This window comes from Corynebacterium sp. p3-SID1194 (assembly GCF_025144155.1).
In the GTDB taxonomy this organism is placed as follows: domain Bacteria; phylum Actinomycetota; class Actinomycetes; order Mycobacteriales; family Mycobacteriaceae; genus Corynebacterium.
Map to the genome: position 1 here is coordinate 12,803 of NZ_JALXWY010000020.1, position 21,788 is coordinate 34,590.

General features: G+C 63.6%; 20 protein-coding genes, 1 tRNA gene, 1 pseudogene and 1 riboswitch. Of the genes and pseudogenes, 12 read left to right on the forward strand and 10 right to left on the reverse strand.

Going from position 1 to position 21,788, the window contains the following annotated elements; translation table 11 throughout:
* The first annotated feature begins 247 nt into the window (after positions 1 to 247).
* The gene (locus M3G19_RS10350; RefSeq protein ID WP_259902564.1) at positions 248 to 841 is read left to right on the forward strand and encodes a DUF6891 domain-containing protein; all 594 of its coding nucleotides are present in this window, start codon (positions 248 to 250) and stop codon (positions 839 to 841) included.
* Between the two features lie 83 nt (positions 842 to 924).
* Positions 925 to 1,581 (forward strand): hypothetical protein, encoded by a 657-nt coding sequence (locus tag M3G19_RS10355; RefSeq protein WP_259902565.1) that lies wholly within the window; start codon positions 925 to 927, stop codon positions 1,579 to 1,581.
* A 6-nt stretch (positions 1,582 to 1,587) separates the two neighbouring features.
* On the opposite strand, the gene M3G19_RS10360 is transcribed toward M3G19_RS10355, so the two are convergent.
* A complete protein-coding gene (locus M3G19_RS10360) occupies positions 1,588 to 2,235 on the reverse strand; it encodes a rhomboid family intramembrane serine protease (protein ID WP_259902566.1) in 648 nt (215 codons plus the stop codon).
* On the reverse strand, positions 2,236 to 2,760 hold the full coding sequence (locus tag M3G19_RS10365; RefSeq protein WP_259902567.1) for a peptidylprolyl isomerase: 525 nt from the start codon (positions 2,758 to 2,760) through the stop codon (positions 2,236 to 2,238).
* Between the two features lie 135 nt (positions 2,761 to 2,895).
* On the opposite strand from M3G19_RS10365, the gene M3G19_RS10370 reads away from it, so the two are divergent.
* From M3G19_RS10370 to M3G19_RS10380, 3 genes and pseudogenes are all read left to right on the forward strand, one after another.
* Positions 2,896 to 3,723: a MetQ/NlpA family ABC transporter substrate-binding protein gene (locus tag M3G19_RS10370; RefSeq protein ID WP_259902568.1), complete on the forward strand. Its 828-nt coding sequence runs from the start codon at positions 2,896 to 2,898 to the stop codon at positions 3,721 to 3,723.
* 14 nt (positions 3,724 to 3,737) lie between these two features.
* A pseudogene (locus M3G19_RS10375) lies at positions 3,738 to 4,484 on the forward strand (methionine ABC transporter ATP-binding protein); the annotation flags it as partial.
* A 70-nt stretch (positions 4,485 to 4,554) separates the two neighbouring features.
* Positions 4,555 to 5,241: a methionine ABC transporter permease gene (locus tag M3G19_RS10380; protein WP_259902569.1), complete on the forward strand. Its 687-nt coding sequence runs from the start codon at positions 4,555 to 4,557 to the stop codon at positions 5,239 to 5,241.
* Between the two features lie 139 nt (positions 5,242 to 5,380).
* Here the strand turns inward: M3G19_RS10380 and M3G19_RS10385 are convergent, their stop codons facing one another.
* Positions 5,381 to 6,853 (reverse strand): PucR family transcriptional regulator, encoded by a 1,473-nt coding sequence (locus M3G19_RS10385; protein ID WP_259902570.1) that lies wholly within the window; start codon positions 6,851 to 6,853, stop codon positions 5,381 to 5,383.
* A 123-nt stretch (positions 6,854 to 6,976) separates the two neighbouring features.
* On the opposite strand from M3G19_RS10385, the gene M3G19_RS10390 reads away from it, so the two are divergent.
* From M3G19_RS10390 to M3G19_RS10400, 3 genes are read left to right on the forward strand one after another with little or no spacing between them, the layout of a single operon-like run.
* Positions 6,977 to 7,162 (forward strand): hypothetical protein, encoded by a 186-nt coding sequence (locus M3G19_RS10390; RefSeq protein ID WP_259902571.1) that lies wholly within the window; start codon positions 6,977 to 6,979, stop codon positions 7,160 to 7,162.
* Positions 7,163 to 7,180: 18 nt separating this feature from the next.
* Positions 7,181 to 8,356 (forward strand): CaiB/BaiF CoA-transferase family protein, encoded by a 1,176-nt coding sequence (locus M3G19_RS10395; RefSeq protein ID WP_259902572.1) that lies wholly within the window; start codon positions 7,181 to 7,183, stop codon positions 8,354 to 8,356.
* A gap of 38 nt (positions 8,357 to 8,394) precedes the next feature.
* On the forward strand, positions 8,395 to 9,621 hold the full coding sequence (locus M3G19_RS10400) for an acyl-CoA dehydrogenase family protein (protein WP_259902573.1): 1,227 nt from the start codon (positions 8,395 to 8,397) through the stop codon (positions 9,619 to 9,621).
* Between the two features lie 267 nt (positions 9,622 to 9,888).
* Here M3G19_RS10400 and metE read toward each other — a convergent pair whose 3' ends face one another.
* On the reverse strand, positions 9,889 to 12,135 hold the full coding sequence (gene metE, locus M3G19_RS10405; protein ID WP_259902574.1) for a 5-methyltetrahydropteroyltriglutamate--homocysteine S-methyltransferase: 2,247 nt from the start codon (positions 12,133 to 12,135) through the stop codon (positions 9,889 to 9,891).
* A gap of 19 nt (positions 12,136 to 12,154) precedes the next feature.
* A complete protein-coding gene (locus M3G19_RS10410; protein ID WP_259902575.1) occupies positions 12,155 to 13,123 on the reverse strand; it encodes a methylenetetrahydrofolate reductase in 969 nt (322 codons plus the stop codon).
* Positions 13,124 to 13,467: 344 nt separating this feature from the next.
* On the opposite strand from M3G19_RS10410, the gene M3G19_RS10415 reads away from it, so the two are divergent.
* Positions 13,468 to 14,148 carry a hypothetical protein gene (locus M3G19_RS10415; RefSeq protein ID WP_259902576.1) on the forward strand — a complete coding sequence of 227 codons (681 nt, stop codon included), beginning with the start codon at positions 13,468 to 13,470 and terminating at the stop codon, positions 14,146 to 14,148.
* A gap of 18 nt (positions 14,149 to 14,166) precedes the next feature.
* On the opposite strand, the gene M3G19_RS10420 is transcribed toward M3G19_RS10415, so the two are convergent.
* Positions 14,167 to 14,727 carry a TetR/AcrR family transcriptional regulator gene (locus M3G19_RS10420; RefSeq protein ID WP_259902577.1) on the reverse strand — a complete coding sequence of 187 codons (561 nt, stop codon included), beginning with the start codon at positions 14,725 to 14,727 and terminating at the stop codon, positions 14,167 to 14,169.
* 90 nt (positions 14,728 to 14,817) lie between these two features.
* Here M3G19_RS10420 and M3G19_RS10425 point away from each other — a divergent pair, with 90 nt between their 5' ends.
* Both M3G19_RS10425 and M3G19_RS10430 read left to right on the forward strand, forming a co-directional pair.
* Positions 14,818 to 15,579: a hypothetical protein gene (locus tag M3G19_RS10425; RefSeq protein ID WP_259902578.1), complete on the forward strand. Its 762-nt coding sequence runs from the start codon at positions 14,818 to 14,820 to the stop codon at positions 15,577 to 15,579.
* The gene (locus tag M3G19_RS10430; RefSeq protein ID WP_259902579.1) at positions 15,576 to 17,723 is read left to right on the forward strand and encodes a YhgE/Pip domain-containing protein; all 2,148 of its coding nucleotides are present in this window, start codon (positions 15,576 to 15,578) and stop codon (positions 17,721 to 17,723) included. The genes M3G19_RS10425 and M3G19_RS10430 overlap by 4 nt, the downstream gene beginning before the upstream one ends.
* A gap of 17 nt (positions 17,724 to 17,740) precedes the next feature.
* On the opposite strand, the gene M3G19_RS10435 is transcribed toward M3G19_RS10430, so the two are convergent.
* The 4 genes from M3G19_RS10435 to M3G19_RS10450 all read right to left on the reverse strand — a co-directional run bounded on the left by M3G19_RS10435 (position 17,741) and on the right by M3G19_RS10450 (position 20,668).
* Positions 17,741 to 18,454, reverse strand: a complete 714-nt coding sequence (locus M3G19_RS10435) for an ABC transporter ATP-binding protein (RefSeq protein ID WP_259902580.1) — start codon at positions 18,452 to 18,454, stop codon at positions 17,741 to 17,743.
* Entirely contained in the window at positions 18,447 to 19,256 is an 810-nt protein-coding gene (locus M3G19_RS10440; protein WP_210573608.1) for an ABC transporter permease, read from the reverse strand. The genes M3G19_RS10435 and M3G19_RS10440 overlap by 8 nt, the downstream gene beginning before the upstream one ends.
* Positions 19,237 to 20,259, reverse strand: coding sequence for an ABC transporter substrate-binding protein (locus tag M3G19_RS10445; RefSeq protein ID WP_259902581.1), 1,023 nt, complete (start codon positions 20,257 to 20,259; stop codon positions 19,237 to 19,239). The genes M3G19_RS10440 and M3G19_RS10445 overlap by 20 nt, the downstream gene beginning before the upstream one ends.
* Positions 20,260 to 20,295: 36 nt before the next feature.
* Positions 20,296 to 20,391, reverse strand: a riboswitch (TPP riboswitch).
* A gap of 204 nt (positions 20,392 to 20,595) precedes the next feature.
* A tRNA-Ala gene (locus tag M3G19_RS10450) sits at positions 20,596 to 20,668 on the reverse strand.
* A 128-nt stretch (positions 20,669 to 20,796) separates the two neighbouring features.
* Between M3G19_RS10450 and M3G19_RS10455 the strand changes: the two genes are divergently transcribed.
* Positions 20,797 to 21,675: a polysaccharide deacetylase family protein gene (locus M3G19_RS10455; RefSeq protein ID WP_259902582.1), complete on the forward strand. Its 879-nt coding sequence runs from the start codon at positions 20,797 to 20,799 to the stop codon at positions 21,673 to 21,675.
* Positions 21,676 to 21,788: the final 113 nt, after the last annotated feature.

A 21,788-nucleotide genomic window follows, 5' to 3' on the forward strand; every position in this document is an offset into this window, starting at 1 on the left:
GATATCGCGGCGTGTTGTTCACGGACTTATCCCCAACTATCCCCAGCCGGAAACCTACAGGAGCTTTTCCACAGACCTGTGCACAACACCAGCGAAGATTTGTGAAAACACCAGTTCAGATACGTGAATTCAACTTATCCACAGATTGTGCAAAGTGGGACAGAAGTGACTTATGCACAGGTTCATCCACACCCTGTGGATAACTTCTCCGCGCTAATCCCACACTTTCGCACATATACTTCGGGGCATGGCTTCACACGCAATGCTGACCAGTACATTCCCACCATCCTTCAACCTCTACGAACCGCAAGAACTTCCTAACGACATTTCCCTCAAGCTCTGCCACGGCTGGAGCGTCCATGAAATCACCGCGGCGTACGAAGATGACATGGATGACGACATCAGCGACACAGACCTTCCCGCCTTGATCGAGGAAGTCCGCGCTGAATACGCCCGCCTCATCACCGGCCCCTCCGAAGACGCCCAGCGTATCGACGCCCTCCGTGACGCGCTCTCCCAGCGCGACCTCTCCTTCTCCTTCGACGAGGGCTGGGACAAAGGCGAGGCCGCTGAAGAAGGCGCAGACAAGGCCACAGATGCCGGCCACCGCGGTTACGCCTACTGCACGACCCAGGACGTGGACGGTCTCATTCACAGTGGCGAGCTGAACTTCGGATTCAGCTCCATGGACAACCCGGGCTCGGATGAGGACGCGGCGATCGGCGAAGCGCTCGTCAGCGCTCTGAAAGAAGTCGGCTTCTCCCCTCAGTGGAACGGCACCGCGAACGCCCGCGTGCTCTGCAGCGGCCTCGTTTTCGAGCTTGCTCTCGAGGACGAATAGATGGGTTTCGGCTGTATCTCAGCCGTATCCTAACCATGTCTCGGCACCATCGTGTGGTGCACCGCCGATGTAGCCTGAGGTACATGAACCGACGCACCATGTCCTGGATCACAACGAACACCGATCGGCGCGCGTCGTCGCGGACATCACGCTTCAAGACCGTCCTCGTCGCTGCCGCACTGGTGGCACCGCTCAGTCTCGCTGGTTGCGGCGGCATCTTCGGCGAGAAGGACACCAATGAATCTGAATCTGGCTCCTCAAGCAGCGAGAGTGGGGAGACGATGGAGATCAGCTCCGGTCCGCTGACGATCGATGTGCCGAAGGACTGGGAGAAGCTCGACAAGGACGACGACGTGATCAGAGATCGGTGGGTCGTAGGTGCGATGAGCGAGGATCCAGCCGTGCAGATCCGCATGACCCGCGATACAGGAGAAGCTCCCGAGGCGGACGCGACCAACCAGATTGCGCTCTACGGAAATCTCTTCGCCCAAGACAATGAGATTCAGCCGAGGGGTGTGGAAGACGTCGAGGTGGAGGGCGCGGATGATGCCCAGATCGCCTATTTTGAGTTCATCGACGACGACGGCGACCCGTGGGACGGACTGTTCCTCTCGGCTGCGAACCGGGAGACAGGCAATGTGTCGACGCTGGAGATGATGAGCTTGCGCGACTCGGGGCTCTCCCAGGACGAGGCACTGGAGATCGTCGACACGGCTCGCTACGACAAGTCGAAAGAGTAGGCGGAGCTAGGACAACACCGGCACGGCAACTGCGGCGGCCGCCACTGCGACCGCACCTGCTGCCCCACCCCACCGGACGCGCATGTCCTCCGAGGTCAGTGGCGCCGCCATCAAAGCGCCCGCGATGAGTCCACCGAGGTGGCCCCAGAGACTCACATTCGGCGTGATCAGCGTGAAAATCAAGTTGCCGCCGACCAGAACGAGCGGGGCACGCAGGTCGGCGTGACTGCGGGCGGCGACAGCGACGAGCAGCGCCATCAGGGCATACAGCGCGCCGGAGGCACCGGCGGTGGGCTGGTCGAAGCCGAAGATCAACACGGCAGCGGACCCGCCTAGAACACCAGCGAGGTACGCGAGCACGAACGGCCCCGTGCCCACGGCTCGTTCCACTGCCGCACCGACCGCGACGAGCATGAGCACATTGACCGTCAGGTGGGTGATGTCCAAGTGCATGAACCCGGAGGTCAGGGCACGAAGCAGACCGAGAGGCTCACCTGCGACAAAAGGGCCCCACAAAACGGTGGAGGTGCCGGCGTGGGAGGACCAGATGACGTCGATAAGCGAATGCGCTTGGAACGCTGCAACGAGGAACGCCCCCACGCACAGCGAGGCAATGGTCGCCGTGGCGGGGGCGCCGTAAAGGACGCGCTTCAATTAGTCGGAAACGGTGACGGAGTTGATCACGACGTCCTCGACCGGGCGGTCCATGCGGCCGGTTTGCACGTTCGCGATCTCGTCGACGACCTTCTTGGAGGCCTCGTCCGTGACCTCGCCGAAGATGGTGTGGCGGTTGTTCAGGTGCGGGGTCTGCGCAACGGTGATGAAGAACTGGGAGCCGTTGGTGCCGGGGCCCGCATTGGCCATGGCCAGGAGGTACGGACGGTCGAACTGGAGCTCCGGGTGGAACTCATCGGCGAACTGGAAGCCCGGGCCGCCGGTGCCGGTGCCGGTCGGGTCGCCGCCCTGGATCATGAAGCCCGGGATGATGCGGTGGAAGATCGCGCCATCGTAGAACGGGCCCTCGGTGGTGCCGGACGCGTTCTTCGTGGAGTACTCCTGGGTGCCCTTTGCCAGGCCGGTGATGACCTCGACCGTCTTCGGCGCGTGGTTGCCGAACAGGTCGACGGCGATGTCGCCGTGGTTGGTATGGAAGGTGATGGTCTGTGTCTTCTGAGTCATGCGGTCCAGGATACGCGTCAACGCGGGCGTCCGTGCCAGCACTCAGCTAGACCCCTCTGTCTGGTTTAGGCATACCGTACGGTTTAGTATTAACATTCGGCTACAGCACTTTTAGAAACGTGAAAGGACCCCAGAATGTTCAAGAAGATCGCGGCCGCCGTGGCAGCTGGCTCCCTCGTTCTTGGCCTCACCGCATGCGGCTCTAGCGAAAGCACCGATGCGGGCGACGATAAGACCATCCGCGTCGCAACCTCCCCGGGCCCGTACTCTGAACTCTTCCAGGACGGTGTTGCACCCATTCTGGAGGAAGAGGGCTACACGGTCGACGTTCAGAACTTCACCGACCTCACCCAGGCCGATACGGCTCTCGCGGAAGGCTCCGCCGACCTCAACGTCGAGCAGCACACCGCGTGGATGAACGTGTTCAACGAGGAAAAGGGCGCCAACCTCGCCTCCATCACCGAAGTCCCGACCGTCCCGGCGGGCCTGTACTCGGAGAAGCACAAGTCCCTGGACGATGTCGCTGACGGCCAGACGGTCGGCGTTCCGCTCGACGGTTCGAATAAGTCGCGCGCACTCCACGTGCTTGTCGACGCTGGCTGGATCACCCTCCGCGACGACGCCGACGAAGCGCTGCTCGCAGAATCGGACATCGCCGAGAACCCGCATAACCTCGAAATCAAGCCGATGGACTCCGCCAACCTGTCGCGCTCCCTCCCGGACCTCGACTGGGCAGTCATCCCGGGCTCGATGAGCTACTCCGCCAAGCTCGACCCGAACCTGCAGCTCTTCCAGGAAGAACTGCGCCCTGAGCTGATCCTCGTCGCGGTCACTACCGAGGACAAGAAAGACGCTCCGTGGGCGAAGGCTGTCGCTGAGGCTTATCGTTCTGACGAGTTCAAGGAGTACTTCGACTCCCAGAACGAGAACGACTACTGGTTCCTGCCCGACTCTCTGAAGTAAGTGAACTGACTTCCATGACTGACGCTGTCGTATTCGACCATGTCGGCAAGGTGTTCCCGACGCGGGATAGTTCCTTCGCCGCCCTCGACGACATCAGTTTCACTGTCCCCGAAGGCAGTGTCACCGGTGTCGTGGGCACCTCGGGTGCCGGCAAATCCACGCTGATCCGGATGGTCAACGGGCTGGAGACCCCGAGCTCCGGCGCAGTCACCGTGCACGGACAGCAACCGGCTTCCTTAAGCACGTCCGAGCTGCGTGAGCTCCGCCGGAAAGTCGCCATGGTCTTCCAGAGCGTCAACCTCCTGGAGACGAAAACGGTCGCCGAAAACGTTGCTACGCCGTTGAAGCTGACCAAGACGCCGAAGAGCGAGATCGAACGCCGCACCGCTGAAGTGCTTGAGCTGGTCGGACTCACCGACCGCGCCGAGCACAAGCCGCGGCAGCTCTCCGGCGGCCAGCGTCAGCGCGTGGGCATCGCCCGCGCCCTTGTCACGGAGCCCACAATGCTGCTTTGCGACGAGCCGACCTCCGCCCTCGACCCCATCACCACCTCCCAGATCCTCGACCTGCTCCGCAATATCAACGAAGAACTCGGCGTGACGATTTTGATCATCACCCACCAGATCGACGTGATTGCCCGCCTGGCCGACAATGTGGCGGTGCTCTCCGAGGGCCGTCTTGTGGAATCCGGCCCCGTGGCACAGGTCTTCGCGGACCCGCAGCACGAACTGACCCAGAAATTCGTGGACACCGTAATCCCGCCCGAACTCGATGCCACCGCGCGTGAGGCTCTCTCCCGCGCACTGGTGAAGAACAGCGAGGTGTAACAGCATGAACCAGCTCAACACGTGGTGGCGCGACACCACTGGCTCCCGCGTCACTCCGGAGATGTACCTCGATTCCTTCGGCGAGACTCTCTACATGGTGGGCATTTCCCTGTTCCTCGGCGCATTATTGGGCATCCCGCTGGCGCTTGCCTTCGTGATCACCCGGCCGGGCGGCTTGAAGCCCAACAAGGTCATCTACGGCATTCTCAATGTGGTCGTGAACATCATCCGTTCGCTGCCATTCATCATCCTGCTGGTGGCTATTTCGCCGTTCACCCGCGTGATCGCGGGAACCGCCATCGGCACCACCGCGGCGCTCGTCCCGCTGACCTTGTACATTGCCCCGTTCATCGCCCGCCTCATCGAGCAGTCCCTTCTGGAGGTCAACCCCGGAATCACCGAGGCTGCCGATTCCATGGGTGCCAGCCTCTTCCAGACGATTAGGTACTTCCTCCTGCCGGAGGCGAAATCGTCCATCATTCTCGCCGTCACCACGGCAACGATCGGCCTGATCTCCGCCACAGCGATGGCCGGCACGATCGGCGGCGGTGGCGTCGGCGACCTCGCTATCTCGTACGGTTACCAGCAGTTCGACTCGATCGCGATGCTCACTACGGTGGTGCTCCTGATCATCATCGTCCAGGCCATCCAGTCCGTGGGCAACACGCTCGCCCGTCGCGCGCGGGCGTAGAGGTAGTCATGGCTAAGGAGTCGTGGATCTAGTGGATCTAGATTCCAAGCAGCCCCAACCCCGGCCACAAAACCCCAGGTCAGTTTCGCTTGCTCTGGCAACCGATCAATCTAGATCCACCAGCACCTCAGCACACCCCTCACTCCGCCCCGCCCTCAAACGCAGTCATGGCCAGGTAGGCCTCGCTGAAGTGGGCGGGGTTATTTAGGTCGATCTCGCACAGTTTCTCGATCTTGGCCATTCGGGTACGCACGGTATGGCGGTGCACACCCAAAGCTTCGGCGGCCTCGCCCAGCCGTGCACCATGACGAAGAAACACGGCGAGGGTGGTCTCATAATCTGTCCCGTGAGCGGCATCAAAGCTGATCAGTCGGCCAAAAATCTCTTCGCGTCTGGCCGCTAGCGCGTGGGCGACGGTGGGATCGCGCAGCCACGGCAGCCCCGAGTCATTGGCGCGAGCCACATCGCCGGGCCGCAGAGTGCGCGTTCGGGAGACGAGCTGATTCACGTGGTCCAGCGTCAGACGGGCAAGCAGCATCGGACTACCTGCGGCGATGCGCACGCGGTCGCGATGCTCACCGAGGGCGTCGAGCACATCGCGCACGGTCACATCAGGACGCACCACCATCAGGAAGGTCGTTTCATCGACATCGAGAACATGTAAGAGCCGATCGCTTTTCGACGCCTCCCTGTCCAGCCCCTCCACCACCGTCTGCATTCCGCGGGGCGATTGCGCCGCGATGACGATCGGCCGGGTGAAGCCTTCCCGGTCGACGGGAGTGTCCACTGCACCGGAATAGATCTCCTCCTTTTCCGTGATGCCGAGGTGGATGCGCAGCGCGAAGGAATTGAGCTGATTATGAATCCGCCGCAGGTGAGCGGGCCTGGAGAGGAGGGTCGCTGCGAGGCCGGCGTAGTGGCGGATGAGGGAGCGGTCTTCGTCGGTAAGCGTGCGCGTGGAGGTGACGTCAACGGTGTACGGCCGCCCGGCGTTGGCGGACGAGCTGATGCGGTAGGAGCTCGAATAGGTTTTCTTCATGGCGTTGAACGCCCGTGAGACTTGCTCGGCGATCAGCAGGCCGTTGGGGTCTTTGATGGTCACGCGGGCCTCGAGGGTGGTGGCGGCGTCGCGCGTGAGGGCTTTGATATCGCCCGCGGTGGCGGTCTGCGTGAGCTTCTCCTGGGCCTGGAGTAGCTGCTGGTGCAGGTAGGCGCGTTTTTCTTGTTCCGCGGTGGTGCGACGATGCTGCTCTTCGTGGACCGCACTCAAGATCGTGGCGAACGGCACGGGCCGCGACACCTCGAACAGGCCCACGTTGTTCTCCCGCGCGGCGTCCACGACGGCATCGGGGATGCGTCCGAAGACGGTACTGATGCCAAAGCCGACCGCCACAGCCCCCTGCTGTGCGAGATGCTCGATGTGTCCGCGCAGGCCATCAGGGTTGTCGCGGAATGCCGCGCCGACGGTGAGCACGAATGATTTCGGCTGAATGAAAGAGCCCGGGGTTTCCAGCTCGTTGATCTGCACGACGGTGAAAGACGGTTTCGGCGGCGCGACGATCTCGGTCAGGCCGAGGTGCTGGTTATCGGCGAAAAATGCGAAGGAAAACATTGCGCAGTCTCCGTGCTGTATAACAGTGCGTCCCTATTTCGCCACACTGTACATGACGCGGATCACCTTCTTCACTGCATACTGTTTTGTCAACAAATACTATTCGCGCCTGAAGGAGTGATCATGCAGGACCTCACCTATCGCCTACCCCAGGAACGCACCCTCACCAGCGCTCCGGCCGACGGAGAGAACGCCCACTTGAACGCCCGCCGGGAAGAATCTGTGGTGCAGAAATTCAGTCACCCCCACGAGTTCATGGGAGAGCTGGAACAGGACCTGGAGTCGTCGATAAGCGCACAGCGAAATTAAGAAGGAGACCTTAAGAAAATGGCACTACAGCAACCACAAGCCGGCCCTTTGAAAGGCATTGTCGTCGCGGATTTTTCGCGCGTGCTCGCTGGGCCGTACGCGACGATGCTGCTCGCTGATCTCGGCGCGACCGTGATCAAGGTCGAGGGGCCGAACGGCGACGACACCCGCGGATGGGTGCCGCCGAAGCGCGGCGATGTGGGCACGTACTACCTCTCGATCAACCGCAACAAGAATTCCATCAAGCTCGACTTGAAGGACCCGGACGACCTGGAGACGGCGTACGCGATCATCGACCGGGCGGACGTGCTGATCGACAATTTCCGCGTCGGCAGCCTGGATAAATTCGGGCTCGACCCAGAGACCGTGACCAAGCGGTGGCCGGAGCTCATCCACGCGAAAATCACGGGCTTCGGCTCGCGTGCCGGGGCGCAGCTGCCGGGCTACGACATGCTCATTCAAGCATCCAGCGGGTTCATGTCCATGACGGGTTCGCCCGACGGCCCGCCGCAAAAAGCAGGTTATGCATTTATCGACGTGCTCACCGGCCTCCACACCACCGTCGGCATCCTCGCCTCGCTGCTGCGTCGCGAGCGTTTCGGCGACGGCGGGGAGACCATCCGCACCAACCTGCTGTCCGCGGCGCTGTCATCCATGGTCAACATGACGTCCGCGGCCGTCGCCTCCGACGCCGAGATGACCCGCACGGGCAACGACCACCCGTCGATCTTCCCGTACGGCCCGTTTTCCGCCAAGGACCGCGAGCTCGTCATCTGCGTCGGCAACAACAAGCAGTTCGCAACGCTTGTCGACGGCCTCGGCTCCCCCGACCTCGCCGACGATCCCCGCTTTGCCACCAACGAGCAACGCAATGTCAACCGCGAAAAGCTGCGCCCGATCCTGACCGAACTGCTCGCGGCGAAGAACGCCGACGAATGGATCGACCTGTTCCGCGCCAAGGGCCTTCCCATCGCGCCGATCCTGTCCGTGCGCGAAGCCATCGACTTCGCCGACGACCTCGAACTCGAGCCCGTCGTCGAAATCACTACCAAGGACGGCACCGACCGCGTCCCCTTCGTCTCCAACCCTCTCGACATGAGCTCCGGTGGTATCACCTACACCAAGGCCGCCCCCGGCCTCGACGAAGACCGCGGCGACGTCCTCGAGTGGATCGCCCAGACCCCCGCCAAATAACCTCTTCCACCTCTTCAACCTCCGAAAGGAACCTCCTCATGACCTCCACAGCTCCCCTCGCCACCGACCTCATCAACTTCGACAGCCTGCTTTCCCGCGACGAAATCGAATGGCGCGACGATATCCGTTCCTTCGTCGAAAGCGAAATCAAACCCCACGTCGGCCAGTGGTACGAAGACGCCCACGTGCCCTTCGAACTCATCCCCCGCTTCGCTGAAAAAGGCATGATCGGCGCACACCTGTCCGGCTACGGCTGCCCCGGCCGCTCCGCCGTGGACTACGGCCTAGCCATGCTCGAGGTCGAAGCAGCCGACTCCGGTCTGCGCACCATCTTCTCCGTCCTCGGTTCGCTGGCCATGACCTCAATCCACCTCAACGGCACCGAGGAGCAGAAAAAGAAGTACCTGCCCAAAATGGCTGTCGGCGAACTCCTCGGTGCCTTCGGCCTGACCGAGCCCACCGCCGGTTCCGACCCCGCCTCCATGACCACCCGCGCCACCTACAAGCCCGGCGAAGGCTGGCTCCTCAACGGCGAGAAGCGCTGGATCGGCCTGTCCCACTACGCCGACCTGACCATTATCTGGGCCAAAGTGTCCACCGCCGACCTCGAAGCCGCCGGCCTCGACGGGATCCCCGAGGGCCGCGACGAGACCATTGCCGGTTTCATCGTGGAAAAGGACACCCCGGGTTTCGACCCCCAGCAGATCGACAAGAAACTGTCCATGCGCGTGTCCACCCAGGCGCACATCTACATGAAGGACGCTCTTGTCGGCGAAGACAAGATCCTCTCCGGCCGCTTCGGCCTGAAAGCCCCGTTCATGTGTCTTAACGAGGCCCGTTACGGCATCGGCTGGGGCGTCCTCGGCGCCGCCCGTGACTCCATCGAATGCGCCCTCGCCTACGCCAAGGAGCGCACCCAGTTCGGCAAACCGCTCGCCGGCTTCCAGCTCACCCAGAAAAAGCTCGTCGACATGGCTGTCGGCCTCAACCAGGGCTACCTCCTCGCCCTTCACGTCGGCCGCCAGAAAGACGCCGGCACCCTGGACATTTCCCAGATCTCCGTGGCCAAGCTCCAAAACACCCGCACCGCCATCGAGATCGCCCGCGAAGCCCGCACCATTCTCGGCGGCAACGGCGTGACCCACGACTACTCCCCCATCCGCCACGCCGCCAACCTCGAATCCGTGCGCACCTACGAAGGCACAGACGAGATGCACACCCTCATCCTCGGCCAGAAGATGACCGGCATCGGCGCGTTTGCGTAGGGCGCGGGCCCGGGGTGGTGGCCTCGGGCCCTTCTTGCTGGCCCACCTACATGACCGCTGGAGATAGATGAAATCATTGTCACAGCAAGCAAAACTGACCTGGGGTTTTGCGCCCGGTGCCCGACCAAAGTGGATCTAGATCCAGAGCGAACCGGACCGCGCGAAAACACAGAACTAACCCCGGCAGCCGACGTGGCTGACCGGGGCTAGCTGTCTTTTACCTGGCGCGAGGTGGTTGTAAGCCTCGGAGGCTTAGGGGCTGAGACCTTAGAGGCCTTCGACGACCTCGTCGCGGGCAGCGACCATGTTGGCCAGGGCTGGCTCGACCTCGGAGTAGCCGCGCGTCTTCAGGCCGCAGTCCGGGTTGACCCAGAGGCGATCGGCGGGGACGTTGTCCAGGGCGGCCTTGATGAGCTCGACCATTTCCTCCTTGGACGGGATGCGCGGGGAGTGGATGTCGTAGACACCCGGGCCGATCTCGGCGTGGAAGGTCTCGTCGATATCCTCGAGCAGCTCCATCTTGGAGCGGGCGGCCTCGATGGAGGTGACATCGGCGTCCAGGCCGGCGACGGCATCGATGATCTGGCCGAACTCGGAGTAGCAGAGGTGAGTGTGGATCTGCGTAGTCGGCTGCGCCTCCAGGGCGACGAGGCGGAAGGCGCGGACGGCCCAGTCGAGGTAGGACGGGCGGTCGTCGGCACGCAGCGGGAGCAGCTCGCGCAGGGCAGGCTCGTCGATCTGGATGACCTTGATGCCGGCCTTCTCCAGGTCGGCGACCTCGTCGGCGAGGGCGACGCCGATCTGGTCGGCGGAGACGGACAGGGGCACGTCGTCACGCTTGAAGGACCAGGCCAGGATGGTGACCGGGCCGGTGAGCATGCCCTTGACCGGGTGCTCGGACAGGGACTGCGCGAAAGCGGACCACTCGGTGGTCATGGCCTCCGGGCGGGAGACGTCGCCGACGACGATCGGCGGACGGGTGCAGCGGGAGCCGTAGGACTGGACCCAGCCGTTTTCGGTGACGACGAAGCCGTCGAGAAGCTCTGCGAAGTACTGGACCATGTCGTTGCGCTCCGGCTCGCCGTGGACGAGCACGTCGAGGCCGAGGCGTTCCTGCAGTTCGATGACCTGCTTGATCTCGGTCTTGAGTGCCTCGTTGTACTGCTCGTCGGTGAGCTCGCCTGCGCGGTGGTCGGCGCGGGCCTTGCGGATTTCGGTGGTCTGCGGGAAGGAGCCGATCGTCGTGGTCGGCAGCTGCGGCAGGCCGAGGGCCTTCTGCGCTTCCTGGCGCTCCGCAAATTCCGGCTGGCGCTGGACGGCGCCTTCCGGCAGCTGAGCCACACGATCGGTGACAGCCGCGTTGTGGATGCGGGTGGACTCGGCGCGGGTGCGCACGGCGCGGTCGGAGCGACCGAATGCCTCCGGGGCCTCGGATTCGCCGGCGACAAGAGCGGTGATCTCCTCGATCTTCTCGTCGGCAAACGACAACCACGGCGCGACGTCGACCGGGAGGTTCTTCTCGGCGTTCAGGGTGTGCGGAACGTGCTGCAGGGAGGTGGAGGTGGAGACGCTGGCGGCGCCGAGCTTGTTCAACACCTCGACCTTGTCGCGCAGGTTGGCGGCCCAGACGTTGCGGCCGTCGATGAGGCCGGCGACCAGAGTGGTGTCCTTGCCCTCGAAAGCGGAAGCGACGCGTGCCGGGTAGTCGGCATCGGCGTCGAGGGTCCACGGGGACAGGTCGACGTGGACGGCCTCCGGCGCAACGGCAGCCAGGGCGTTCAGGCCCTCGCGGGCGGAACCGTACGGGGTGGTCACGTACACGTTCGGGCGGTTGTCGGAAGCCAGGAGCTTGGACCATGCCTGCTCGGTGTACTTCGCCAGCTCGGCATCCGGGGTGGACAGGTCGGCGACCAAGGCAGGCTCGGCGACCTGCACCCACTCGACACCGGCGTCCTTGAGGGCGGCGAAGACGGCGGCGTAGGCGTCGACAAGCTTGTCCAGCAGGGACCACTCGACCGGCTTGGACAGGGCGAGAAGGGTGACCGGGCCGACGAGTGCCGGGCGGACCTTGTGGCCTGCTTCGCGGGCTTCCTCGACGAGACGAACGATGCGCTCCGGCGCCGGGGTGATGTCCTGGCCAGCGGAAACCTCGGGCACGAGGTAGTGGTAGTTGGTGTCGAACCACTTGGTCATCTCGAGCGGCACGCGGGTGTCGTTGCCGCGGGCGAGGGCGAATTCCTCGTCGAGGTCGGTGCCGCCGGCGATCAGGCCGACGGTCAGGCCGGTCTCGAGCACCTGGTCGTAGTAGGCGACATCTGCCGGAATCGCGTAATCCTCGTCCAAGCCGAGGTCGCGCAGGTGGTTGTAGGTGTCAATGCGCAGCGCACGGGTGGTGGTGCGGAAGGTCTCGGCGTCGATACGCCCAGCCCAGTAGGACTCCAGCGCGCGCTTGAGCTCGCGGTTCGCGCCGATGCGCGGGTAGCCCTCGATCGTGGCCTTAGGGAAAGTGCTCACTGTTACTCCTTGGGGTTTGTTATTTGGGTTCTATTCCGAGCCGCGACAGCAGGTCTTGCGTCACCGCCAGGTTGTTGTGGGTGTAGATGTGCAGGCCGCCGACGCCGGCGTCGAGAAGCGTGCCCGCGAGTTCCGCGGTGAGCTGCATGCCCACCTCGTACTCTTCGTCGGGGTCGCGCGCCGCCGAGAGCTTATCGACGACACGCTGCGGCACCTCGATCCCCGACAGCACGCCCATGCGCTGTGCCCGCTTCAGGCTTGTCATAGGCATGATGCCGGGGATCAGGGGGATGCGCACGCCCGCCATCCGCGACTGCTCGGCGAAGCGCAGGTAGTCGTCTGCCTCGAAGAACAGCTGCGTGATGGCGAAGTCCGCGCCGAGCCGCTGCTTCGAAAGCAGGACGTCCAAGTCCAGGTCGGGCGTGGGCGATTCGGCGTGGCCGGACGGGTAGCACGCGACCGAAAGGGCGAGTTTGCCCGCGGCAAGGCGGTAGGCGTTCTCGTCCTCAATCTCCCGGATGAGGGAGAGCAGTTCGGTGGCGTGCTGGAGGTAGCCCTCCGGCAGGCTGGTCTCCCCTTCCGGGAGGTCGCCGCGCAAGGCGAGGAAGCCGCGGACGCCGGAGTCGATCAGGGTGCGGATCCAGTCGGCGAGCTCGTCGACGGGGCCAGCGGTGCACGCCAGGTGCGCGATGGTGCGCAGGTTGGTGGATTCGTTGAGCCGGGAGATGAAGTCGGCGGTGCCTTCGAGCCAGCCGGAGCGTCGGGAGCTGGTCACTGCGACGTAGTCCGGGTTGTAGTCGGCGAGCCCGGCGATGAGCTCGTTGAGCTTCGCTTCGTCCGCGTCGTGGCGGGGCGGGATGAGCTCGAAGCTCAGGGCGGTCCTCTGCTGCCGCTTCACAGCGGTGCGGGCACCGGTATCGGGTGCTTCGTCGAGGTGGTCCAAGGGCGCAGACGCCGACAGCCTCGACGAAAAGTGTCCTTCAGTCAACGAAGGAGTCCTTTCGTCTCGTCGGTTTCATGGATTGGCTGGGCTCAGCACTTGGAAACTGGTTGGAATGTAACCCGGGCTCGTTTGAAGGTTCAATCACTTGCGCTATTTCATGCCCTATTTCTGCAGCTCACAGCGCTCCGGTCCGTGAATATAAAAGCCAAAAATTCGCCGCGAATGAACCGAGCTGTCCACTTTTTGCGTGCAGTGGCGGACCAAGCGGTGGGGGGGGTGATCACGTACCGCCGAAAGCCCGCGCCAGCCGGCGCTCACTTCACTACTGTGGGTGGCACCACAGCCCTGCACGACACCGACCCGAGCAAAGAAGAAAGGCCTGAACGCACATGAATCTCCGCAATATCCGCCTCGCCTCCAAGGTGGCTGGCACCCTGTTCAACCGTTACCGCGAGCTGAATAACGAGCAGAAGCGCGACGTGTACGAGGCCGTCCGCATCATGGCCCGTGGCGGCGAGGGTGAAGGCACGAACGCCGAGGAAGAGGACACCTCCAATTACAGCGATGCCCGCCTGCAGGCCGGCGACATCACCCGCGCAGCACACGCGCGCCTGGACCGCCGCCGCGCTCTGTTCGAGGCAGACCAGTTGGATAAGAAAGAGAAGAAGGAGCTGGAGAAGGCTCTGAAGAAGCAGAAGAAGTCCGCCAAGAAAAAGAAGAAGGGCGGCATCGCTCTCGGCGCTCTGATTCTGGCTCTGCTCGCGGCGGTTGCTGGCGGCGTCTACTACTTCCTCTTCGGCACGGATTCCCCCGCCGCGGCCAAGAAGACCAAGAAAAACACCGCGCCCACGACGACGAAGCCGAACGTCCAGCGCACCCAGCCGCCCACAATGGGTTCCACCCGCGTGACCACGGTGACCACGAGCAAAACGGCCGCCGACCACGGCCCGCTGAGCGAGGAGCCGGCCGAGCGCGACGAGGAGCTGCTCACCTCCATCGACGAGCAGCTGTCCACGCTGGACACGCTTGACGACGATCAGCGTGGAGCCGGAACTACCGACCCCCGCTAAACCTCTGGAAGCAAAGCGCTAACTCTCGTGCCGCCAAGCGGTGAGCAGGCGGCCGAGCAGACGGCGCTGCACTTCGGGAGCATGCTGGACCAGTTTCCCGTCCAGCGGCCTAGTGACGACGAAGACCTCAGCGGCGAAATCGAGTGGCTTCATGTCCGCCGGGACGAGACCAGCGGGAGCTGCCATATCCAGAACGGATTGGAAAGCCTCGATGGTTTCTTCGCGCTTGGCAGCCAATTCGGGGTCATCGTGCCAGTGGTCGGCGGTGATGGCGTTGACTAAAGGCCCGACTCCGTAGTCGAGGAGGCCCCAGACGAAGTGGTCCCAGTGGGTTTTAGGGTCAGCGTCGAAAAGCGTGCGTGTTTTCTCGATCCTCTCCCCCAAGATGCTCAGCAACCGCAAGCCGCAGGCGACGTCGAGATCGGAGCGGGTGGGGAAATTGCGGTATAACGTGGCGATGCCGACGTCGGCGCGCGCCGCTACACTTTCCAACGTAACCAAAGATTCAGGCGTCGTGCGCAAGAGGTCGCAAGCAGCGTCGATGATGCGCTCGCGCCTGATTTTCGCGTCTGATCTCATGGCCTCCGCCTTGACTAATTGCCCGTCAAAGGGGACCATACGCTAGGAATAAACGATAGTCTAACCTCCACTTAACCGAGGGGTACCCCAGTGGAACCAATTATCAGCGCCCGTGACCTCGTTGTTCGCCGCGGGGACGCGCCATTGAGCTTCGACGTATATGAAGGGCTCACGCTCCTGATCGCGGAGCGTGAGTCCGGTGCGTCGACCCGCAATATGGCGCTGGCCGGCCGCTACCGCCCCAAAGGCGGCGAGGTGCTTCTGGGCGGCGAGTCGACCTCGCCGCGCCAGCGTTTCAAGCGCGTCGCGCTGGCCGGCGTGGAACTGATCGACAGCCTCGAGCGCCAGGTGGATGTCCGCGAGTTCATCCGCGAGCAGGTGGCGTGGAGCCAGATGTTCTTCATCCCGGTCCGCCGCGACATTCTCAACCACCCGAAGGTGGAGCCGTGGCTGGAACCGCTCGGCCTGACGCACCTGGAGCCGTCGCTGGACGTGGGCACGCTCAACGTGGAGGACCGTTTCCGCCTCCGCGTCATGCTGGCGCTCATCGCACGGCCGGACGCGGACCTAGTCATCGTCGACGACCTGGACCAGATCCGCAGCCTGAAGCTGCGCAACGAGGTCATCGAGGACCTGGCCACTCTCTCGCAGCAGGTACCGGTGCTGGCCACCACCGTCAACGACTACGAGGAAGGCCACGTCGACCACATCATCGACCTGCGCTACGGTGCCGGGCCCGCCCCGGATGCCGAGCTCGATGAAGACTCCGCTCTCGCCGCCGCCGCGGCCGAGGACCCGTGGAGCAAAGACAAACCAGCCGACACCGAAGAGATTGAGGAGGTCTCCCGATGATTTCCGGACTTCACATCGGCTCGCACTTCCGCAAGCTCTTGAACGGCAAGCTGCCGCCCCTGGCGCTCATCGCCGTCATGTTGCTGCCGCTGCTGTTCGGCGGCTTGTTCGTGTGGAGTTACTGGGACCCGCTGGGCAACCTGAATAAGATTCCGGTGGCGCTGGTCAATTCCGACGAAGGTGCCGAGGGGCCCGACGGGGAGGAGATTCACGCCGGCGACCAAGTGGTGGAGAAACTGCTCGAAATAGAGCCGATGAACTTCGTCGAGGTCAGCGCGCAGGATGCCCGCCAGGGCATCGCGGAGGGTAAGTATTACCTGGGCGTGGAGATTCCGAAGGACTTCTCCGAGGCGTCCGTCAGCGTGAATTCGGACAATCCGCACCCCGCGAAGATCAACGTCACGCTCAACAACACCAACGGTTTCATCCCGACGATGCTGGGCAACCAGGTCACGCGCGTGATGACGTCGGTGATCGGCGAAACGGTCGGCGAGCAGATCTCGCGGCAGCTTTTCATGGGCTTCAACACCATCGGCGACGGCATGGACCAAGCCGCGGACGGCGCGGACCAGCTCCACGACGGCGCGGGCGAAGCCAAAGACGGCGGCGAGAAACTCGGCGACGGCGCGGGCCAGCTCAACGACGGTCTGCAGCAGGCCAAGGACAAGACGCCGGAGCTCGTCGACGGCATCGAGCAGCTTGACGACGGCGCGCACGACCTCGACGACGGCGCCAACCGCCTGAACGACGGTCTGGGCGAGGCTTCCGACGGTGCCGACGAGCTCGCCGACGGCATGGGCCGCCTGCGCGACGGCGTGAACACCCTCGGTGCCGGCGCCGCCGCCGTGTCCGCCGGCGTGGACAAGGTGACAGGCATCGGCGACACGCTGGAGGAGATCCAGGCGGCGAATGACCGCCTCAACTCCTCGATCGACCAGGCCATTTCGGACCTGGAGAATGTCGGCGGCCCGGCGGCGCGCGATCTGGTGGACCGCCTGCGCCAGGTGCAAGACGAGGCGGGCATCTCCGTGGTGGACCCGGAGACCCAGCAGATGATCGACACCGCACTGGACCCGGCCACGATCGACCAGCTCAAGGAATTGCGTGACGGCGCGGCCCAGCTCGCGGACGAGCTGAACAACCCGGCTGCCCAGTTCGTCACCGGCATCAACGACGCGGCCGACGGCGCGCAACGTCTCTCCGACGCGCTGCACCTGCTGCACGACGGCTCCGGCCAGCTCGTCGCTGGCACCGCACAGCTGACGGACGGCACGTCCAAGCTCGTCGTCGGCGCACGCACACTCGCCGACGGCACCACCCAGCTCGCCGACGGATCCGAGCAGCTCGTCGTGGGCATGGATGAGCTTAACGACGGCCTGGTCCAGCTCGACGACGGTTCCGGCGAATTGGCCCTGAAGATCACTGAGGGCGCGGATCAGGTGCCCAGCTTCGAGGGCAGCAAGCTCGATGAGGCCTCCGATGTCGCTGGCGCCCCCGTCCGCCTGCAGAACACCGGCGACTCCCTGACCACTTTCGGCCAGGGCCTGTCCCCCTTCTTCCTGTCACTGTCCCTGTGGTTCGGCGGCCTGATCCTCTTCATGATCTTCAACCCGATCTCCCGCCGCGCCATCGATTCGGGCACCAACCCGGCGCGTGTCGTCATGGGTTCCTGGATCCCCGCCGTCCTGGTCGGCTTGGTGCAGGCCTTCAACCTGTGGGTCGTGCAGCACTTCGTCTTGGACGTGAATCCGCAGCACCCGATCCAGATGCTGCTGGCGCTGGGCTTCATCGCCGCTGTGTTCAACACCGCGATCCTGGCGATCTACTCGCTCTTCGGCCCATCAGTGGGCCGCTTGATCACGATGGTGCTCATGTCCCTGCAGCTCGTGGCCTCTAACGGCCTGTACCCGCCGGAGGTGCAGCCGGACTTCATCCAGTGGGTCCACTCCTGGGACCCGATGCGCTTCTCCGTCGACCTGATGCGCCACACGCTGTTCGGCACCCTGCCGGGCGACAACCGCGTGGGAGTCGCCACTGCAGTCCTCGGTGCCCTGGGCGTGGCGTCCTTCTTGCTAGCCATGCTTGGCTTCTGGAAGGAGCGCGTGCTCATGGAAAAGGACATCCACCCCGAACTCGACGTCTAGTGCCAGTGCCTAGCGCTCTAGTGCCGCTGCAAGTGCTCCAGGATACGGCGCTCCAGCTCGCCGAACTCAGGCGAGCTGAGCACCTCAGTTCCGCGGGGCCGCGGCAGGTTCACGTCGATGATCTCGCGGACGCTGGTCGGGCGGGGGTTGAGCACGACAATCCGGTCGGAGAGCATGATCGCCTCGCGCACGTCGTGGGTGATCAGCATCGCGGTCCAGTCGTGCTCGGCCCACATGCCCTGCAGCCACGTTTGCAATTCGGAGCGGGTGAGGGAGTCGAGGGCGCCGAACGGCTCGTCGAGAAGCAATGTGCTCTTTTCCTGCACAACGGTGCGCAAAAGCGCGGCGCGTTGGCGCATGCCGCCGGAAAGCTGGAACGGCAGGGCCTTTTCGAATCCCTCGAGGCCGAATTGCGGGAACCATTCACGCGCGCGGGCCCGTGCTTCCTTTTTGGGCACGCCCTGGACTTCGAGGCCGAGCGCGGCGTTCGCTTCAATGGTGCGCCACGGAAAGAGCAGGTCTTTTTGGGGCATGTAGGCGGTGGTGCCGTCGAAACGCAGCTCGCCCGAGTCTGGCTTGTCCAGCCCTGCGATGATGTTGAACAGCGTCGACTTGCCCGCGCCGGACGGGCCGATGAGCGAAACGAACTCGCCGGGCGCGACGTCGAAGCTCACGCCGTCGAGCACCTGGCGGTCGCCGAATGCGCGGCTGATCTGCTTAAGCTCAAGCACGCTCGGCCTTCCTTTCCTTGATGTGCCACGGAATCACCGCACGCTCGATGAGGTAGGTGGACAGGTACAAAGCCACGCTGATGATGGCCGTGACCACCACCGCGGCGAGCACGAGGTCGGTGCGGAAGGCATTCTTCTGCACGCTCATGTAGATGCCCAGGCCCTTCTTCGCGCCGACGTATTCGGCAAAGATTGCGCCGGTGACCGCGTACGTGATGCCGATACGCAGCGCGGTGAAGAATTCAGGCATGGCCGACGGCAGGCGCACCATCCAGAACTCGCGCCATTTCGACGCCCCCATGCTGCGCAGCAGGTTCGATGCCTCGCGGTCGGTGCGGGCGAAGCCTTCGATCAGGCCGATGGAGATGGGAAAGAAGGTCACAAGTGCGACCACCAGCGTCTTCGGCAGCAGGCCAAAGCCGAACCAGATGATCATCAGCGGGGCGATGGCCACCACCGGGATCGTCTGTGACGCCACCAGCAGCGGGGTCAATCCACGCTTGAGCGTCGGGGAGAAATCGATCGCGATGGCGATGATCCACGCGCACACCAGCGACAACGCGAAGCCGATGAGCGTGACCTGCAAGGTCGCCAGTGCGTGTGTGCCCAGGATTTCGCGCTGCGCCCACCCAGAGCGCGCGACCTGCGACGGTGCCGGCAGCACCTGCGGACGCACTCCCGTGGCGCGCACGGCCGCCTCCCATACAGCGAGGCCGGCGAGCACGAAGAGCAGCGGCACCCAGAGGTTGCTGCTCAGCCCGCGGGCGCCGCCGGCGGCGGGACTACTCGGAGATGTACTCATTAGTGAAATAAGTATTCCAGTCCGGGGCCTCGCTCAAGGGGTTATTCGCCTCGTCGACAAGCAGCTCGTTGTCGAAGAGGAACTGGCCCAGGTCCGCCCAGTGCTTCTCGGTCTGGTGACCGAACTTGCCGTTCTCGTCGAGCATGTACTGCTCGGAGAGCATGCGCTGGCTCTTCTTCAAAAACTCGAGGTCGGTGAGGATCTCCGGGTTCTCCTTCTGCAGGATCTCCGCCGCCTCGTCCGGGTTATCCACGGCGTCCTGGTAGCCGCGCTGGATGGCCCGGACGAACTTCTTGGTCTCCTCCGGGTGCTCCTCCATCCACTTATTGCCGCCCACGACGAGCATCTGGTAGCAGTCCGGGAAGCCGTAGTCGGTGTAAGCGAAATTCTTCAGCTCGACGCCGCGGTCGGCGGCCTCGATGCCTTCCCACGCGACGTACGGGACGGTGAAGTCGACGTCGTGGTTGTACAGCGCCTCGTATGCGGAGGTACCCAGGGTGACTTCCTCGAATTCGCCCTTGCCGCCGGCGCCGCGGATGACGCCCTTCAAAATCGCGTGATCCGACGGGGAGCCGAAGCCGCCGAACGTCTTTCCGTCCAGGTCGGCCGGGCTCTTGATGTCGTTGCGCTCAGCCAGGACGCTGACTTCGGTGGTCCACGTCTGCTCGACCGCCAGAACGGAACGCACATCTGCGCCGGCCGCCTTGGCCATCGTCATGCGGTCTTGCGTGTCGACGGCGAACTCTGCATTGCCGGAGTCCGTCAGCAGGATCGGGTTGCTGTCGTTGTACGGCACGACCTCCACGTCCAGGCCCGCTTCCTTGAAGTAGCCCTTATTCATGGCCACGTACAGGCCCGTGTGGTTCGTGTTCGGGGTCCAGTCGAGTGCGAAACGGACCTTAGTCATGCCGTCCGAATCATCAGCGCCGCCACCGCACGCCGCAAGCATCATCGTCGATGCCAACGCGGTCAGAAAAACGGCGATTTTCTTGCTAATGCCCATTTACCTCGGCCTTTCTCCGGGCGGAGGCATAGGTGCATGCATTCTTCGCGACCATCCCTCCGCCAGTACTAACTGGATCAGGTTCAACGGGTGTCATCTCAGCCTTCGTCGAAGGCGCCCCGTGTCACGCCTTTAAGGGTATACCAGGGTGGTTTCCAGGTTCTTAAGGGCTTCCGCTTATCGACGAAAAACAGCCTTTGTTCTGCGAATCCCTCGAAGCGCAGAATTCCTGTGCACAAACAGCAGAAGCTGGAGCCGCCGTTGGGGGGAACCGGGCCCGTCGCCAAGAACGGGCCCGGAAAGCATGCAAAAGGCATGATAAGGCATTTTTCTTTGTGGAGCATAGGGGAATCGAACCCCTGACCTTCGCATTGCGAACGCGACGCTCTACCAACTGAGCTAATGCCCCTGAAGGCTTTTATGACGTTACGCCTGTCACTCCTGTGTGCAAAACTCCCTGGGCACCCACGGGTGGCCAGGTTTCACCAAGGTTTGCTCCTGTTGCGGCCGCACGCCCGGCACGGAAATATACGACGCGTGGACCACCACCTCACCCGTGCCCAATTCCTCACCGGCGCACTCGCCGTCGCTGGCTCAGCCTTACTCGCCGGCTGCACACAGCAGCGCGAGGAACACTCAAGCACGACCAGCGAAACAACCACGGGCACACAGCCCGGCAGCAGCACCACAACGACCACTGCCCCTCCCCCACCGCCGGCGGAACATTACGAAGGCCGCGTCCCGCGCGAATTCGGCCTTCACATGGACGGCATCACCGACAACGTCCCCACCACACCCGGCACGACGACCGTCGCCCTCACATTCGACGCATGCGGCGGGCCGACGGGTTCAGGGGTGGACCAGGGGCTCGTCGATACGCTCCGCGAATTCAGCGTCCCCGCGACGCTCTTCCTAAATTCGCGCTGGATCGACGTTCACCCGCACGAAACGCAATCGCTTATCGACGACCCCCTCTTCCTCATCCACTCCCACGGCACCCTGCATGCTCCTTTATCTGTGACAGGCCAATCCGCCTATGGAATTGCCGGCACTGCGGATCCTGCCGCGGCGATCGCTGAAATAGAGGACAACCGCGAATTGCTGCGCACCTACGGCGTCGAGTCCGACTGGTTCCGCTCCGGCACCGCCCACTACGACGATGTCGCGCTAGAAATAGCCCGGGACCGCGGAGTGAAAATCGCCGGCTTCACTGTCAACGCCGACTACGGCGCCACCTCCCCCGCGAATCAAGTCGCCGCAGCGATCATGGACGCCCCCGACGGTGCGATCGTCCTCGCGCACATGAACCAGCCCTCATCCGGCACCGCAGCCGGCGTCCGCGCCGCCCTCGAGCAAATGCGCGGCGACACCCACCGCTTCGTCTTCATCGACGGCACTGCCCCGACAGCTCTTTGAAGCCATAAACGCGTCACCCTGAATGGTTGGCCGAGACCAACCGGTGAATCTGTTTACATTCGCCACATTCCGCCGCGCTTATAAGACCAGTTCAGCGCGTTTTCCCTTCAACA

Bases quoted from the DNA above. Each gene is read 5' to 3' on its own strand.
- M3G19_RS10415 (WP_259902576.1), top strand. From the start codon at position 13,468: ATGAATCTCCGCAATATCCGCCTCGCCTCCAAGGTGGCTGGCACCCTG.
- M3G19_RS10400 (WP_259902573.1), top strand. From the start codon at position 8,395: ATGACCTCCACAGCTCCCCTCGCCACCGACCTCATCAACTTCGACAGC.
- M3G19_RS10380 (WP_259902569.1), top strand. From the start codon at position 4,555: ATGAACCAGCTCAACACGTGGTGGCGCGACACCACTGGCTCCCGCGTC.
- M3G19_RS10370 (WP_259902568.1), top strand. From the start codon at position 2,896: ATGTTCAAGAAGATCGCGGCCGCCGTGGCAGCTGGCTCCCTCGTTCTT.
- M3G19_RS10430 (WP_259902579.1), top strand. From the start codon at position 15,576: ATGATTTCCGGACTTCACATCGGCTCGCACTTCCGCAAGCTCTTGAAC.
- M3G19_RS10420 (WP_259902577.1), bottom strand. From the start codon at position 14,727: ATGAGATCAGACGCGAAAATCAGGCGCGAGCGCATCATCGACGCTGCT.
- M3G19_RS10395 (WP_259902572.1), top strand. From the start codon at position 7,181: ATGGCACTACAGCAACCACAAGCCGGCCCTTTGAAAGGCATTGTCGTC.
- M3G19_RS10350 (WP_259902564.1), top strand. From the start codon at position 248: ATGGCTTCACACGCAATGCTGACCAGTACATTCCCACCATCCTTCAAC.
- M3G19_RS10445 (WP_259902581.1), bottom strand. From the start codon at position 20,259: ATGGGCATTAGCAAGAAAATCGCCGTTTTTCTGACCGCGTTGGCATCG.
- M3G19_RS10440 (WP_210573608.1), bottom strand. From the start codon at position 19,256: ATGAGTACATCTCCGAGTAGTCCCGCCGCCGGCGGCGCCCGCGGGCTG.
- M3G19_RS10365 (WP_259902567.1), bottom strand. From the start codon at position 2,760: ATGACTCAGAAGACACAGACCATCACCTTCCATACCAACCACGGCGAC.
- M3G19_RS10385 (WP_259902570.1), bottom strand. From the start codon at position 6,853: ATGTTTTCCTTCGCATTTTTCGCCGATAACCAGCACCTCGGCCTGACC.
- M3G19_RS10355 (WP_259902565.1), top strand. From the start codon at position 925: ATGAACCGACGCACCATGTCCTGGATCACAACGAACACCGATCGGCGC.
- M3G19_RS10390 (WP_259902571.1), top strand. From the start codon at position 6,977: ATGCAGGACCTCACCTATCGCCTACCCCAGGAACGCACCCTCACCAGC.